Consider the following 16,280-nt stretch of genomic DNA (forward strand, 5'->3'; position numbering starts at 1 on the left):
AAATTTATGGCATTCTCATCCATACTATTTAAAAAGGATAAATGGATAGTAGGATATGGACAGCAACACGCCAAGACTCTCTTTACGCACCATTGAGCCGACCGATTACCCAGAGCTCGCGGAATTAATGGACCTTGTTTTTCCTGATGTTGGTGGCTCATGGCCACGCCTGACCATCATGGATCTCATTCATCAGTTTCCTGATGGACAAATCTGTATTGAGGATAACGGAAAAATTGTCGGCGCAGCGCTAACAATCAAAGTGGACTACAACCGATTTTCACTTCCTCACCTATACACCGACATCATCACCGAGAACAACGTCATCCAAAACCAAGTGACCGGTGACGCCATGTATGGTCTCGATGTATTTGTTCACCCGGACTACCGTGGACTGCGTTTAGGTCGCCGTCTGTATGATGCGCGTAAAGAACTTTGCCGGAGTAAAAACTTCAAAGCAATTTTAGCCGGTGGTCGCATCCCGAATTACCACAAATATGCTGACGAATTGAGCGTGGCTGAATACATCGACAAAATAAAACGCCGTGAGCTTCACGATCCTATTTTGTCTTTTCAGCTTGCAAACGACTTCGATGTAAAACGTATTATGCGCGGTTACTTGCCAGAGGATAGTGCTTCTAAAGGCTACGCAACTCTGCTGGAGTGGGATAACTTCTTCTACGAAGAGGATATTCAATCCGTACATGATGTAGAAAAAACGCTGATTCGTATTGGTGTTGTGCAGTGGCAAATGCGCGCCATGAATGACTTAGAGGACTTGCTCGATCAGGCTGAGTTCTTCATTTCTTCTCTTGCGAACTACAAAGCCGATTTCGCCCTATTCCCTGAATTCTTTAACGCGCCGCTGATGGGCTTGCAAAACGACCAAAACTCCGTCGAAGCAATTCGCTTTTTGGCTAGCTTTACAGAAGAGATCAAAAACCGCTTCTCGCAGATGGCAGTCACCTACAACATCAACATTATTGCTGGCAGTATGCCCGTCATCGAAGATGGCAAGTTGTATAATGTGGCCTACTTACTGCAACGAGATGGTGAAATAAACGCTCAATATAAGATTCACATCACGCCCCATGAGCAAAAAGACTGGGTGATCGACGGTGGTGACAATGTTCAGGTGTTCGAAACCGATGCAGGCAAAGTCGGCATACTGATTTGTTATGACAGCGAGTTCCCAGAGTTGGGAAGAATGCTCGCCGAGCAAGGCGCACAAATTGTGTTCGTTCCTTTCTGGACAGACACAAAAAATGGCTACCAACGAGTACGAATCTGTTCCCAATCACGAGCCATCGAAAACGAATGCTACGTTGCAATTGGGGGCAGTGTCGGCAACTTACCTCGTGTTGATAATGTCGATATCCAGTACGCACAATCTGCCGTATTCTCACCGTCGGATATCTATTTCCCACACGATGCGACCTTGACAGAAGCAAGCGCCAACACCGAAATGATAATCTTCGCTGATGTTGATTTGACTAAGTTGAAACAGCTTAATACCGAAGGCTCTGTCACCAACTTACGTCATCGCCGCCTTGATTTGTATGGCGCATTCACCAAAGCCAAAGAGTCATAAGGATCTCCCTAATTCGCCGCTACCAAAGAGCGTGGCGGCGAGTAAAGCCAGCTGCAGGTTGATTCTGCGCAATTATCAGAGGCATGTCAGTTTTTCTCAATGGTGAGAAACAAGAATTGACCCAATAGGACATTCGGAGTATCACTCCAACTTCGTTCCGCTTTTATTAGGGGAAAGCTTTTGGAACATATTAACGAACTTCTCATGTCAATGAAGCCTTTGCTTGAGCAATACGGCTACGTTGCGCTGATTGTCAGTATATTTCTAGAAGGGATAGGTATCCCGATGCCTGGTCAATCACTGATGATCGCGGCATCTTTGCTCTCGTCAGAACAAGTCATGAACCTAAGTATGGTAATGATGGTATCGTGGCTGAGCTGCTTTTTTGGTAATACCTGTGGCTACTTAATCGGTTATTACTTTGAGGGGTGGTTAGATAAAAAAGGCTACATTTCCGGCCCGAAGATGCAAACGCTTCAATTGACTATCCAGAAATACGGCCCTACGTGCTTGGTGGTCAGCCGCTTTATTGAAGGAATGAAGCAATTTATGCCTCTTGCATGCGGTATCGCGAAAATGCCACGTAGAGAGTTTTTGCTCGGTAACGCCCTCGCGGCGACGGTTTGGGTATTGGTATTCAGCTTGTTAACTCACTTTGCATTTGAACATTTAAGCGTGTTGAGCAACCTGTACACCGAATACAAATATCTGGTATGGGCATTTGCTGCTGTCTTATTTACGTGGATGGTTTTAGGTATTGTTAAACGCAAAAAAGCCAAATCAATGCAATAACGACAGTCTCTTCATTAGCGCATAACTAAAGCTCGTGGTATCAGTGAGATACGCAACACGAGCTTTTATCTTTTTCTTTACGTGTAAAATTTAAACAGCCATTTAGACGTCTAGACGTTGACAATGTAGAAATGTGATATTAGTCTGCTCTTCTCTCTTATCATTAACATTGTCGTTTACATGTCCGGTTCCCAACAAACTACTAAAACAGTTGCACCGTCTGCGGTCGCACTGATCCCATTAATTGTATTCCTTGCGCTATTTATTGGCGTAGGCACTTACTTATCTTTGCAAGGCGTGGAATTTGCCTTCTACCAGCTGCCTGCACCCATCGCGGTATTACCAGCCATCATCATTGCGTTTCTTTTAAGTAAAGAGAAACTTAACCGCTCAATCGAACACTTCATGCGTGGTGTTGGCCACCCAGACATCATCGCAATGTGTATGATCTATCTGCTTGCAGGTGCCTTTGCTGCGGTAGCAAAAGCCTCTGGTGGTGTTGATGCAACAGTGAACCTTGGTTTATCCGCTATTCCAACCAGCATGATTTTACCGGGCATTTTTCTGATTTCTGCTTTTATCGCAACAGCAATGGGGACTTCGATGGGTACCATCGCAGCCGTTGCCCCCGTAGCGTTGGGGATTGCTGAATCAGCAGGAATGAGCTTACCGTTAACCGCTGGTGTTGTGCTGAGCGGCGCTATGTTTGGTGATAACCTTTCTATCATCTCTGACACCACCATCGCGGCGACACGCTCTCAAGGTTGTGAGATGAAAGACAAGTTTAAAGAGAACATTCGTATTGCTTTACCTGCGGCGTTGATCGCGATTGCAGTGTTCGCTTTCAACAGTACCGCGACTCAAGTGCCTGAAACTGGCGATATTGAGTGGCTAAAAGTCTTGCCGTACATCACTATTTTGATCCTAGCGGTATCTGGTGTGAATGTGTTTGTGGTTCTGTCGATTGGCATTCTTTTGGCTGGCGGCGTGAGCTTGGCATCGATTGACAATTACGGACTAACTAATCTAGCCCAAGACGTATACAAAGGCTTTGGTAACATGCAAGAGATCTTCTTGTTATCCATGCTGATTGGTGGTTTGAGTGAACTGATGCGTCGCCAAGGTGGTCTTGCTTTTCTAACAAATTTCGTTAGTAGCCTTATCCACGCGTTTGGCTCTAGTCACTCTAAGCATGCGAACAGTCGTGCAAGCGAGCTAGGTATTGCAGGTTTGGTATCAATGGTCAATGGCTGTACGGCAAACAACACCGTAGCCATCATTGTATCGGGCAGCGTTGCTCGCCAACTGGCGGAAGAGAATAATGTCTCTCCTCGCCGCTCAGCAAGCTTGTTAGACATTTTCTCATGCGTGGTGCAAGGCGTGTTGCCTTACGGTGCTCAAGTACTGCTGCTAGGTTCCGTATTCAACCTATCGCCACTTGAAGTAGTTGCCAATTCTTACTACTGTTTTGCATTAGCGATAGCGGCTGTTGTCGCGGTGTTTATCAAACATCCCGCTCGTCAACCTGTAGCGCAAACTGAGAACTAACGACAAATACCGAAAAGGCTCTGATGGAGCCTTTTTACTTTCCTTTCTTCTTTTTTTCTTTTCCGCGAGCAGATTTACTTCAAAGCTGAACGCAAACTTTGCGCACTGTGTAAAGGAATAGCAAAGCGATGCGCCACATCGCGTAGAGCTTCCACCTGAGCCGCGTTACTGATTGCTAATTCGCCTGCCACATCGACGTGGTTATTCTCAAACCCCACTCTCACATCGAATCCAAGTAACATCGCACTCGCTAAACAGTCTTGCTCTCGCGCGCCAAAAGCACAAATGGCACATCGAATTTCTTCCTCGACAAAACGCGCCAAATTCAAACCTCGTAAATCCCATGGCGAAGACTGTTGAGCTTGGTGATAACGCCCTAACACCACTAATGCATGCTGATGCGTTTTAGGTAACACGCCCGCATCACGCAGTTGGAAATAACGTTCAATGTCGGTTGCATCGTAGAGAATAATTTGGCTCACGATGTTGTGTTCTGCCACCCAATGGAAAAAGGCATGCCCTTCTTTCTCACTTGCGCGATCAGGGATTAACTCCCTCAATGCAAAAGAAGCCGCTTCTGGTTTCACAGCTTTAACTAACGCCATCTGTTGTGGCGGAGAATACAAGCCCACCGCCTCTGTGGTGAGCTGTACCATCATGTTTTGTCCCACCGCTTCTTTCACGGCATGGTAAATTGCCATGTTGTCGTCGATGTCTAATGAATGACGTCCGTTGGCGTCTCTAGCATGCAAATGGATCATGGCAGCCCCTGCCGTTTGACAAGCGATAGCCTCTGCAACCAGTTCGTCTGTTGTCATGGGTAAGCTGGCGTGATCGTGCTTAGTTTTTCTTGCACCGTTTGGGGCCACGATAATAGCGATAGGCTCTCGTATACATCGATTTTCTAATTCCATTCCTTCGCTACCTCTTTTAGCGTTAATGAGAGTTTGCCAACTAGCTCATCAATATGGTGAGGCTGAATAATGAATGGCGGCGCAAGCAAGATATGGTGCCCATTAACGCCATCAATCGTTCCGCCCATTGGATAGCACATTAAGCCATTTTCCATTGCTCGCTGTTTGATGCGTTTGTCTGCCAATGTGGCTTTACTCAGAGGCGCCTTGCTTTCTTGATCCGCCACCAGCTCAATGCCAAAAAACAAACCTTTACCACGAATGTCGCCAATGTACGGTAAATGGGCCAATGCAGAAGTAAGCTCATTACGCAGCAAAGCACTTTGCCGATTCACCGCCGTTAACAAATTATCTTGGAAGATGGTTTGAATGGTCGCCACGGCAGCAGCGCACGCCACAGGGTGCGCCATAAAAGTATGACCATGTTGGAAAAAACCGCTTCCATCAGCAATAGCTTGATAGACTCGATCATTCGCAACCACCGCGCCAATAGGTTGATAACCCGCACCAAGCCCTTTAGCCATACACACCAGATCGGGTTCTGCCTCTTCTTGCTCAAACGCAAAAAAACTGCCACTGCGTCCAACGCCACACATGACTTCATCCAAGATCAATAACACATCGTATTGGTCGCATATTTCGCGAATACGCTTGAAATAGCCTTGCGTTGCAGGCACAGCTCCAGCGGTGGCACCCACAATGGGCTCGGCGACAAAAGCCATGACATTATCAGCCCCCAACTCAAGAATTTTTGCCTCTAGCTCATTCGCCGCTCGCAATGAGTAATCCAATTCCGACTCATGACTCTGCTGATAACGATAAGCATAGCAAGGGGCGATATGATGGCTCGGGTGTAAGATGGGTTTGAACGGTTCACGTCGCCATTCATTACCTCCGACAGCCAAAGCCCCCAAGGTATTGCCGTGATAACTTTGCTGACGCGCGATGAATTGCTTTTTCTCTGGCTTACCTGATTCCACGAAATACTGCCGCGCCATTTTTAGTGCCGACTCCACCGCTTCTGATCCTCCACTGACTAAGTACACATGGTTGAACTGTTCAGGCATGTGCTGACAAATCAATTCTGCTAGGCGCTCACTGTTGTCACTAGTAAAAAATCCAGTATGAGCAAATGGCACTCGCTCGATCTGTTCCAACATGGCTTTTTTAACGGCGTGATGACTGTGGCCAAGGTTTGATACCGCAGCACCACCACAAGCATCGAGATACTGCTTTCCATGCTTATCGAATAGATAAACACCTTCACCTCTATCGATGATTGGTAGCGTGGCATGGCAATGACGGTGAAATACGTAAGACATTTGAGTCCCTTCCAATGTGTAATACTTGCACACATAATCAGGAACAAACCCAAACGTGACAAGAGAATAAATCTCACCCTCTATGAGCTTTTGGAATACCACAAACCAAAAACACCAAAACCCTTGATATTTAAACAATAAAATAAAAATAGGCCAGCTTTTTTAAAGGCTGGCCTATGGGTAACCCAAAGCTAAAAACAGAATCGTTTTACGCGTTTAGTGCCTGTTCTAAATCGGCTAGAATATCGTCAATATGTTCAATACCCACCGATAAACGAATCATCTCTGGAGACACACCAGCTTGTTTTTGTTCTGCTTCGCTCAATTGACGATGAGTCGTCGATGCAGGATGGCAAGCCAATGATTTTGCATCGCCAATGTTCACCAAACGCTTAAAGATTTTCAAAGCATCATAAAAACGCACACCAGCGTCATAACCATCTTTTAAACCAAACGACAAAATCGCAGAAGGCTTACCTTTCATGTATTTTTCGGCGAGATGGAAGTGTTCAGAACTTGGCAATCCGGCATAACTTACCCAACTGACTTTGTCATTCTGTTCCAAGAATTCAGCCACTTTGAGTGTGTTCTCGGTATGGCGCTCCATACGCAGCGGTAACGTTTCTAACCCTTGCATAAGCATAAATGCATTCATCGGTGATAATGCTGCTCCGGTATTACGCAGTGGTACGGTACGCGCACGCCCGATAAACGCCGCCTCACCAAACGCTTCGGTATACACCACGCCGTGGTAAGAAGGTTCTGGTTGGTTGAAAACAGGAAAGCGGTCTTTGTGCTGTGCCCAAGGGAATTTACCGGAATCCACAATCACGCCACCTAATGTGGTGCCATGCCCACCAACGTATTTAGTGAGAGAGTGAACTACGATATCCGCACCAAATTCGATGGGTTTGCAAAGCACTGGCGTCGCAACGGTGTTATCCACAATCACAGGTACGCCTTGTGCATGAGCAAGCTCCGCCACACGTTCTAAATCGATGATATTACCCGCAGGGTTACCAATGCTCTCGCAGTACACCGCTTTGGTATTTTCATCAATTAATTCGGCCAAACTTTCTGGCTTGTCATCTTTAGCAAACTTCACCTGAATACCTTGATTTGGGAGCATGTGCGCAAACAAGGTATAAGTACCGCCATAAAGTTGCGGCGTAGAAACGATGTTATCGCCCGCTTGCGCTAACGTCAGAATCGCATAGTTAATCGCTGCACTCCCCGCACTCACGACCAATCCAGCAATGCCGCCTTCTAACGCTGCCATGCGTTTTTCCAGCACGTCATTAGTCGGATTCATGATGCGAGTGTAGATATTCCCCGGCACTTCCAAGTTAAACAGATCAGCGCCGTGCTGCGCGTTATCAAACTCGTACGCGACCGTTTGATAAATTGGTGTCGCGACAGATTTGGTGGTCGGGTCAGTTTCGTAACCAAAATGGATAGATAGCGTTTCGTCTTTCATGTTCTTCCCTGTCTTTCATCACTCAAATAGCGGCAAGCAAAGCACTTACCTTGCTTATAAAACTTATATTGCCCAATTTTTCAACAAATAACGTAGGGATGAATCACAGAGATAAAACGCTAATTCAACTGTCCAAGTAACCAGTGACGAAACGTTTCTGTCGCATTCGTACGTGTGTTCATGATCAAGTAATACCCTGCATTGGCAGGAATCGGTTTGAATGGAGAAACCAAACGCTCTGTCGTCAATTCATCCTCAATCAATGCCATTCGAGCCATCGCAATCCCAACGCCAGCTTCGGCTGCAGACATCGCCATATCCGTTCGATTAAAAAAGTGTCCGATATCGGTTTTAAAATCCAACCCCATCGCTGACGCCCAATATAGCCACTCATAGTCACGCGTCGCTTTTTCCCATGGCATCGCATCGTGTAGTAGCGTCGCCTCTTGCCATTGCTTCACTGGCATTGAGTTTTTTTGCTCACCAAACAACGTTTTTAGCCAGCCATGATCCTCAAGGTATTTTGGACTCATCACCGGTAGCAGATGCTCATCCAAAATCAGCTCCGCGTTAGCATTTCTATAAGGATGAAGACCATAGTCAATTGCGACGTCATAGTCTTTTATCTCACTATTTACCAGCGCACCTTCCGCAAAGATTTGTACTTGGATATCCGGATTATCATGATGGAAGCTTTCGAGCTTTGGGACTAACCATTTGAAAGCAAAAGAAGGCGTCAACTTCAAACGAATTTCATTGGTTTGCTTTTCTACTTTGAGCTCATCAAGCAATTTGCTCAGTTCCGAAAAGTGAAACTGCGTCGCTTGGTGTAACTGAGTGCCTTTTACGGTTAAACGAATACCGCGAGAGTGGCGTTCAAATAAAGTAAAACCTAATAACGCTTCTAAATGAATAATTTGTTGGCTTATGGCACCAGTGGTGAGGTGTAAATGTCTTGCGGCACCAGTAAAGCTGCTGTACTCCGCGACTTGGCTAAATAGGCACAAACCACTTATCAGATTACTTTTCATCCTTGAGCCTATAGTTTTTCTAAACGCAGTGTGTAATTTATATCGATTGTTAACAAAAGGTAAAGAAAAGAAACTGAGCACTCTGATAAATGTGTGGAGTGCATCAATGGAAGTCATCGTATTAGGCAGCGGCGTTATCGGCTTAACCTCTGCTTGGTATTTATCTCAAGCAGGCTATCAAGTTACCGTCATTGACCGCCAACCAAGCAGTGCCATGGAAACGAGCTTCGCCAATGCCGGGCAGATCTCATATGGTTACTCTTCACCTTGGGCTGCGCCTGGTGTTCCTGTTAAAGCCATTAAGTGGTTAATGGAAGAGCATGCTCCACTTAAAATCAAACCCACCCTGAATGCCGACATGATCCGCTGGGCGAGTAAAATGGTCGCGAATTGCACCCTACCTCGCTATCAAGTTAACAAGGCTCGCATGCTTTCTATCGCTAACCACAGCCGTATTTGCTTAGAACAGTTACGCCAAGAACACGCCATTGAGTATCAAGGGCGTCAGTTTGGGACCTTGCAAGTATTCCGAACACATCAACAGCTGCAAGCTATTGAAAAGGACATGCAGCTCCTTGAACAAAGCGGAACCCGATTTAAGCTAATGGACGTCGAACAATGTATTGAACAAGAGCCAGGGCTTGCACTTGTGAAAGACAAACTGGTTGGTGGCTTGCATCTACCTGATGACGAAACGGGCGATTGCCATCAATTTTGCCAACAACTAACGGAGCTTGCTAAGGCACACGGTGTCCGATTTGAGTTCGATACTGAAGTAAGCAATTGGGTTACAGTAGGCAAAAAGATCATAGGTGTCCAAACGAACCGAGGACAATTTAAAGCAGACCAATATGTGGTGGCCTCTGGCAGCTACTCTACAGCGCTACTCAAGCAACTCGATATTGATATTCCGGTCTACCCTGTCAAAGGCTATTCACTCACCATCCCGATGGAAGATGAACACTTCTCTCCTCGATCTACTGTGATGGATGAAACCTATAAAGTCGCTATGACTCGATTTGATGACAGAATTCGCGTAGCTGGCACCGCAGAATTAGCAGGGTTTGATGCTTCCCTTCCACAAAAGCGCAAAAACACCATCGAAATGGTCATCCGTGATCTTTTTCCTCGTTGTGGTGACTTCAGCCAAGCTGAGTTTTGGAGCGGCTTTAGGCCAATGACGCCTGATGGCACACCAATTATCGGTGCGACTAAATACGATAACCTTTTTACTAACACCGGACACGGAACTCTGGGCTGGACGATGGCTTGTGGCTCAGGTCAATTGCTAGCAAGCGTAATGAAAGGTGAAAAAGCAAAAGTGATGGATAATGCGGAGCTTAACCTTTGTCGTTACGCCTGAGGACATGACTGAACAAAAAACAGGCAGACACTTACTCCACAAAATGCATAACCACTGGCATTTTTAACTCATCAAAATCGCAGCACATTTAAATGACAATGTGCTGCATAATTAATCATCAGGCAAATCTTCTACCTAAAAGGAGCAAATAAGCAACAAGAACCAAATTTTAACAACTACTCTCCATTCTGTGTTCATCATCACGCTACAAAGGATTTGTAGCTAAAAAAGTTAACAATTGCATTACATAAAGGGTAATGTATTGTGTGAAAAACAACCACAAACACAACTAACAGGGAAAATACTCATGCAGTCATTAGTTGATTTTCTGAATGGAATTATTTGGAGCCCGGTACTGATCTATTTGTGCCTTGGCGCAGGTTTGTTCTATTCAATCATGACGCGTTTTGTACAAATTCGTCACTTCTTTGAGATGTGGCGCTTATTACTTTCAGGGAAGAGTTCAACAAAAGGGATATCATCATTTCAGGCACTTGCCGTTTCACTATCTGGCCGTGTAGGTACAGGTAACATTGCTGGTGTTGCCGCTGCTATCGGTTTCGGTGGCCCAGGCGCCGTATTCTGGATGTGGGTCGTTGCCTTCTTTGGCGCTGCAACCGCATACGCAGAATCAACACTTGCACAAATTTATAAAGAAGAAGACGAAGGCGAGTTCCGTGGTGGCCCTGCTTACTATATTGAGAAAGCAATGGGACAAAAATGGTACGCTTGGATCTTTGCTATCGCGACCATCTTTGCTTGTGGTGTTCTACTTCCTGGCGTTCAATCGAACAGTATCGGTAACGCAGTAGAAGCCGCATTTGGCTCAGGTGACATGATTGAAACCGCTATTGGTACCTTCAGTTTTGCTAAAATTTTCACTGGTACGGTTGTTTGTGTCATTTTGGCTTTCATCATTTTTGGTGGCGTAAAGCGTATCGCGAACTTTACCCAAGTCGTTGTACCATTTATGGCGTTAGCTTACATCATTACTGCGTTTGTCATCATCCTTCTAAACATTGGTGAGGTTCCGCGCATTTTCGGCATGATTATTGGTGACGCGTTCACACCAATGGCAGGCGTTGGTGCAGCAATCGGCTGGGGTGTAAAACGTGGTGTCTACTCCAACGAAGCAGGTCAAGGTACTGGTCCTCACGCAGCAGCAGCAGCGAGTGTTGATCACCCAGCTCAGCAAGGTCTTGTTCAATCTTTCTCTATTTACATCGATACACTACTTGTGTGTTCAGCAACCGCGTTCATGATTCTTATCACTGGCGCGTACAACGTAAATGGTGCGATTGAAGGTACATTCCTGGTTCAAAACCTACCAGCGGATATTGGTGCAAATGGTCCTGTGTTTACACAGATGGCGATCGAAAGCGCACTACCTGGCGTGGGTAAACCATTCATCGCAATCGCTCTATTCTTCTTCGCGTTTACGACCATTCTGGCTTACTACTACATTGCAGAAACGAACATTGCTTACATTCGTCGTACGTTCAAAGTAAATGGACTGATGTTTATTCTGAAAGTCATCATTATTTCATCCGTGTTCTACGGAACCGTGAAAACCGCCAACTTAGCATGGGCGATGGGTGATGTAGGCGTAGGACTGATGGCGTGGCTAAACATCATCGGTATTTTGATCATCTTCTTTATGTCGAAGCCTGCACTCAAAGCACTGAACGACTACGAAGAGCAACAAAAACGTGGTGTGACCGATTTTACATTTAACCCTGTTGCACTGGGCATTAAAGGCGCAGATTACTGGGAAGATAAGTACCGACGTAAAACGGGTAAAGCACCAACGGCAGACAGCAATAGCGCAGAAACTGTTGAGCAACCATCAACATAGCGTTATCACATAAATAAGAAAAAGCAGTGGTCCGATTGAGGACATAAAAAAGGGGGATTAACCAATGGTTAATCCCCCTTTCTTCATTATGAGTAACAGCTTAGGCGATAACCGCTTCAACTTTACGAGCGATTTTTGCTTTACCTACAGGTAACACTTCACGACCAAATTCGTTGTTCAGTACTTGTGCCATTGCGAAGTAAATTGCACTTGCGCCACAGAAGATACCCTCGAAGCCAGCGATAGCACCGATCACTTCGCTACCAGTGAAATCACGAGCAGCAAGCAAGAAGAATAGGATAGTTAGAGAGCCAAATACCACTTGCTTCGCTGTTGGGTAACATAGAGAACCAATGAACATGAAACCAGTGAAGATGCCCCAAAGCGCTAGGTACCAACCCATAAAGCTTGCAGGGCTTGCAGGAAGACCCATGTGAGGCATTACGATTAGACCAACCAATGTTAGCCAAAATAGACCGTAAGAAGTAAACGCAGTTGTGCCGAACGTATCACCGCGTTTAAAGCACATGATGCCAACGATTACTTGGCTAAGGCCACCGTAAAAGATGCCCATCGCTAGGATCATAGAGTCAATTGGGAAAAATCCTGCATTATGAATATTGAGCAGAATAGTGGTCATACCGAAACCCATTAGACCTAGCGGTGCTGGGTTAGCCAGTTTTGTCGACATGTACAAATACCTTTTTTCAAAAATGTTGATAAAAAATGCGCGCGAATTTTAATGGGCTGCAGAACAAAAGAGAAAAGCTGTTATTGAAAACTTAGATTCCATAAATAAACCACTACATATATAAAAAAAGACCCTGCAAAAAAGCAGAGTCTTTATAGATGGTTAGGTTGTTTTTTACTCGATCACTGACAAGAAATCTCGTCCCAGAACCAGTTGCTTTGCGTTGGGCTTTCCCATACTCCAGGGCCATTTTTTGCGACAAAACATTTGTTTTGGTACGTCACTTTATCGCCGTTAGCGACTTGCGTTACACCCGGCTCCCACTGAATAAAATTGCCTGTCACTGGTGGTTCTGGCTCGGTTACTGGCGGCTCTGGCTCAATCACCGGTGGTTCAGGTTCCGTTGTAGGCGGCTCCGTAGGAGTGCCTGAAACCAGCTTCCAAGGGTCTCCTTTCGTTGGCTCATTACCTTGTGACCACCATTTCGCTTCGTAAACAGCACCTTGGTAAGAAACTTGATCACCCGTGTTATATACTTTGCCAGAATCCCAAGCTGCCACACCACCTACAGGCGGATCGACCGGATCCACTGGGTCTAACTTGTCAACTACACGAACTTCTGGCCAACCCGCATGAGATTGGTAGAAGTTAGTTACACATTTCTCATAATCACCCGCAACTAGCGCAGAGTAAGCCGTTTGGAAACCAACAAGCTCACATTCAAATGAGTGACCTCCAGGACGATCTGAGTAGTATTTCCAGTTACCATCCCAGTTGGTGTAAAGCACGTCTGTCGCACCATTTAGATTTAAGCTGCCGTAAGGCGTCTGCTGCCAACAGGTATTGGTCTCATCGGCTTCAATTGGAATTTGATAATGAGCGGCAAGTCCTTCCCAATAGCGAATACGGTTAACAGGTTGACCTTTATCTTTGTTTTGCTCCCCACACTCAATACCACCATTGATCACGTTGATGGTCGTACCAAAGCCGTAACCAATGCCAGCATCAAGCTCACGCTGTGAAGGCACCCAAGTACGGTCAATCACATGTAGCATTGCTGGTTTCGGTGCTTGTGGGGTTAGGAAGAACCAGATAGCCGATGCTAAGTTCAGCCACGAATCCGCAACCAAGCCTGGATTTTTCAACAATACAGATGCATCGCCATCAAACATCACTTCAGAGAACGCGCCATAGTTAAAATGGTAAGAAAGCTGTTTTGCACCACGTCCAAAGTAACCTTGTCCAGGTTCACATGGCCAGCGTTTGTTTTGCCAGTCATTTTGACCACAACCTGTTGTGTAACCTTCTTGCCCTTCAGACCATCCCATTTCTCGCACATGAACCAAAGCTTGCTGCCACTCTTCCAACCCTAGCGGATTATCCGATACGTTATCGATCGAAATATGGCCACCGGTTTCCTGTGCAAAGTGAGCAAACGCTGTCACGATCGATTTTTTACAAATCGCATCCGAATCACGACCGTCTGTGTACTCACCACAGAATGCTGGGAACTTGCCAATTGCACGTAGGAAACGCGTGTAAGTGTATTCAGGTGCCGCCATTTGAGTCAGGAAGTCCCACTCACTTTCGGGGAATACACGCTCTACACGCTTCACGTTTTCTGGGTTGGTTGTCGCCCCTGGAACAATCGCTTCAACCACTGAGTTCGGGCGTGTCTCTAATGCTTGTGACCAAATGGCATACATAGGATCAGAAGTTTTGCTTTGCTCTACGGCTTGAACGTCACCACGAGCAATAACATAACCATTCGGATTTTGCGGATCGGGCTGAATATTCATACTCGCATTCACTTGTGCTGCTAAGACACAACTCAATGCAAGAGGAAGATGTTTGAGTGCAAACATGTCTAGTCTCCGGATTTCAACAATACAATATACGAGGAATAACTAGACATATAGTGGATCATATATACGAAACACCGAGCCAAGTACGTTGATTCTGCGAGACAAAATGAATAAATAGGTCCTCACACACATTTTGTCACAAGAAAAATGTTACCTTGACTCAAAAGAAAAGCGGAGACCCTGTGAGCCTCCGCTTTGTGATGCTTCTCTCTTTATTGTTCTGCCGAAACCACCTCTAGCTTCGCGGTTGACTTTTGTTTAGACAGCACAAAATAAACCACACACTGAGAAATAATTGCGGCAAGCACAATCACTGGTGAGGCGTTGATTCCAGCTAAAAGAAAACACCCCAATGCGATCATTCCATTGAGTAATGCGTAAGGCAATTGTGTACGGAAGTGCTCATACTGTTCACACCCCGCTCCTGTCGACGACAAAATCGTAGTTTCAGAGATGGGAGAACAGTGATCGCCAAACAAGCCACCAGATAATACCGCACCAATACAAACCAACAGTGGTGCATCAATCGCGACGGCAGTTGGGATCACTAATGGCATCATGATGGCAAACGTCCCCCAAGATGATCCCGTAGCGAACGAGATAATACCGGCCAGTAAAAACGCAACCGCTGGCAATAACCAGTAAGGGAAACCGGCTTGAGCTTGTTCAGCAATGTATGCAGCTGCACCTAATTCTTTCCCAACCGAGCTAAGCGCCCAAGCCAATACCAGAATCACCGCCACTGACATCATGTTTGACATCCCTTTCAGATAAACCTGAATACCATCCGAAAGCTTTCTTACTCCATAAAACGCCATCAGCGCAATTAAAGTGAAGGCCGCGAAGAAATATGCAGAAGAAAGTGCAGCCCTAAACGTTGATCCTGCCACTTTTTGAAATGGAAAACCGTGTGGCACAAGGATGGTACATAGAACCACCAGCATAACGAGCAAAGGTGCCCATACAAAACTAGATTTTGCATTTTTATGCGTAAACACATTCATGGACTCCTGCACTTTCCCAAAGTCGGAGCCCTGCTCTGCTAGTTGTTCAGCCTTCGCCATCGGTCCGAAATCTAATTTGAAGAAAGAGACAATCGGCACAATCGCGATCGCAAGAAAGGCGTAAAACTGATACGGGATCGCACCAATGAAAGCATCCCAATCACTCATACTGACATTCAGGGCAGTAAACTCTTTTTGAATCAATCCCATGATGTAAACGCCCCATCCGATAAAAGGGATCAAGATTGCGACGGGAGAGGAAGTAGAGTCGATAATAAAAGCTAATTTTTGGCGTGATACTTTTAACTTATCAAATAAAGGGCGAAAAACAGGGCCAACAATCAGTGGTGTACCAAGGTCTGAGAAGAAAATAACCACACCACCGAACCATGCGGACAGTTGAGCTTGGCATTTACTCGCAACCCATTGAGTAACCTTTTGAGCAAACGCCACACCACCGCCAGATTTCTCCATCAAGGCAACAAAGCCACCAATAAAGACCAAGAGCAAAATGACGCCCGCATTGTAGCTGTCAGTTAATTGCGGCAGTAGATAGCTTTTCATCAATGCACTAAACGAGTCTAGTGGCCCTTTTTCGACAAATGTCCCTTCGAGCATAGCGACACCACTCACCACACCGGCGAATAAACCAACAACGACATTTCTTGTGGTCAGCGCGAGGAAAAGAGTAATAAGGATGGGAATGAGAGAGGTAACGTCAGCCTGTTCCATAGCAATACCATTTATGATAATCAAACAATTAAAATGAATATATATTTAATTTAACCGCATGTATATATCTCTCACGAAAAAGTTGAGCCTCCTCT

12 protein-coding genes are annotated in these 16,280 nt (G+C 45.7%); 5 read left to right on the forward strand and 7 right to left on the reverse strand.

The window, feature by feature from the left end; genetic code table 11:
* Positions 1-55: 55 nt before the first annotated feature.
* From R7Q38_RS19575 to R7Q38_RS19585, 3 genes are all read left to right on the forward strand, one after another.
* Positions 56-1,591 (forward strand): bifunctional GNAT family N-acetyltransferase/carbon-nitrogen hydrolase family protein, encoded by a 1,536-nt coding sequence (locus R7Q38_RS19575; protein WP_005381670.1) that lies wholly within the window; start codon positions 56-58, stop codon positions 1,589-1,591.
* Between the two features lie 204 nt (positions 1,592-1,795).
* Positions 1,796-2,383 (forward strand): DedA family protein, encoded by a 588-nt coding sequence (locus R7Q38_RS19580; RefSeq protein ID WP_005383738.1) that lies wholly within the window; start codon positions 1,796-1,798, stop codon positions 2,381-2,383.
* A gap of 180 nt (positions 2,384-2,563) precedes the next feature.
* Complete coding sequence (locus R7Q38_RS19585) at positions 2,564-3,931, forward strand: Na+/H+ antiporter NhaC family protein (RefSeq protein ID WP_017635705.1); 1,368 nt, start codon at positions 2,564-2,566, stop codon at positions 3,929-3,931.
* Between the two features lie 74 nt (positions 3,932-4,005).
* Here the strand turns inward: R7Q38_RS19585 and R7Q38_RS19590 are convergent, their stop codons facing one another.
* From R7Q38_RS19590 to R7Q38_RS19605, 4 genes are all read right to left on the reverse strand, one after another.
* Entirely contained in the window at positions 4,006-4,845 is an 840-nt protein-coding gene (locus R7Q38_RS19590; protein ID WP_047102133.1) for a 3-keto-5-aminohexanoate cleavage protein, read from the reverse strand.
* Entirely contained in the window at positions 4,836-6,167 is a 1,332-nt protein-coding gene (locus R7Q38_RS19595; RefSeq protein WP_137281745.1) for an aspartate aminotransferase family protein, read from the reverse strand. The genes R7Q38_RS19590 and R7Q38_RS19595 overlap by 10 nt, the downstream gene beginning before the upstream one ends.
* 208 nt (positions 6,168-6,375) lie before the next feature.
* Positions 6,376-7,644, reverse strand: coding sequence for an O-acetylhomoserine aminocarboxypropyltransferase/cysteine synthase family protein (locus R7Q38_RS19600; protein ID WP_005381677.1), 1,269 nt, complete (start codon positions 7,642-7,644; stop codon positions 6,376-6,378).
* Between the two features lie 119 nt (positions 7,645-7,763).
* Positions 7,764-8,675, reverse strand: a complete 912-nt coding sequence (locus R7Q38_RS19605; protein WP_137281744.1) for a LysR substrate-binding domain-containing protein — start codon at positions 8,673-8,675, stop codon at positions 7,764-7,766.
* A gap of 106 nt (positions 8,676-8,781) precedes the next feature.
* Between R7Q38_RS19605 and R7Q38_RS19610 the strand changes: the two genes are divergently transcribed.
* Together R7Q38_RS19610 and R7Q38_RS19615 are read left to right on the forward strand one after the other, a co-directional pair.
* Entirely contained in the window at positions 8,782-10,038 is a 1,257-nt protein-coding gene (locus R7Q38_RS19610; RefSeq protein ID WP_047102136.1) for a D-amino acid dehydrogenase, read from the forward strand.
* Positions 10,039-10,345: 307 nt separating this feature from the next.
* Positions 10,346-11,893 (forward strand): alanine/glycine:cation symporter family protein, encoded by a 1,548-nt coding sequence (locus tag R7Q38_RS19615; RefSeq protein ID WP_005381681.1) that lies wholly within the window; start codon positions 10,346-10,348, stop codon positions 11,891-11,893.
* Positions 11,894-11,993: 100 nt separating this feature from the next.
* Here the strand turns inward: R7Q38_RS19615 and R7Q38_RS19620 are convergent, their stop codons facing one another.
* The 3 genes from R7Q38_RS19620 to R7Q38_RS19630 all read right to left on the reverse strand — a co-directional run bounded on the left by R7Q38_RS19620 (position 11,994) and on the right by R7Q38_RS19630 (position 16,185).
* Positions 11,994-12,584, reverse strand: a complete 591-nt coding sequence (locus tag R7Q38_RS19620; RefSeq protein WP_005381682.1) for an acetate uptake transporter — start codon at positions 12,582-12,584, stop codon at positions 11,994-11,996.
* Between the two features lie 182 nt (positions 12,585-12,766).
* The gene (locus tag R7Q38_RS19625) at positions 12,767-14,449 is read right to left on the reverse strand and encodes a chitinase (RefSeq protein ID WP_137281743.1); all 1,683 of its coding nucleotides are present in this window, start codon (positions 14,447-14,449) and stop codon (positions 12,767-12,769) included.
* Positions 14,450-14,661: 212 nt separating this feature from the next.
* Entirely contained in the window at positions 14,662-16,185 is a 1,524-nt protein-coding gene (locus R7Q38_RS19630) for a Na+/H+ antiporter NhaC family protein (protein ID WP_239938831.1), read from the reverse strand.
* Positions 16,186-16,280: the final 95 nt, after the last annotated feature.

It is taken from the genome of Vibrio sp. Vb0598 (assembly GCF_033338935.1).
Classification (GTDB): Bacteria; Pseudomonadota; Gammaproteobacteria; order Enterobacterales; family Vibrionaceae; genus Vibrio; species Vibrio alginolyticus.